Source organism: Kitasatospora sp. SC0581 (assembly GCF_048159585.1).
Lineage (GTDB): Bacteria > Actinomycetota > Actinomycetes > Streptomycetales > Streptomycetaceae > Kitasatospora.
In genome coordinates this window covers 1-337 of record NZ_JBLRWA010000280.1, presented here as the reverse complement: position 1 = coordinate 337, position 337 = coordinate 1, and the positions used below count along the sequence as shown (strand labels likewise).

The 337-nt window shown below is 43.0% G+C and carries 1 protein-coding gene; it reads left to right on the top strand.

Translation table 11 applies throughout. From position 1 onward, the window contains the following. Window positions 1–337: tyrosine--tRNA ligase (tyrS, locus tag ACLWS4_RS38100; RefSeq protein ID WP_416876584.1), on the top strand; the 337-nt coding region annotated here is incomplete at both ends.

The window sequence follows — 337 nt, the reverse complement described above, 5'->3', positions numbered from 1 at the left end:
CAAACAAACCGATCTCTCTGCATGAATTTTTCTATCCGTTAATGCAGGGTTATGATTCCGTTGCATTGGAATGCGATGTAGAACTTGGCGGGAATGACCAGCACTTCAACCTGCTGATGGGCAGGCATCTTCAGGAGCAATACGGTAAAGAAAAGCAGGTTGTCCTGACCGTTCCGCTTATTGAAGGCCTGGACGGCGTGGAAAAAATGTCAAAATCGAAAAACAACTATATTGGAATTGATGAAGATCCAAATCAAATGTACGGAAAAGCGATGTCGATTCCCGATCATTTGATGACCAAGTATTTTCACCTTGTCACAGATTTAGCACTGGAAGA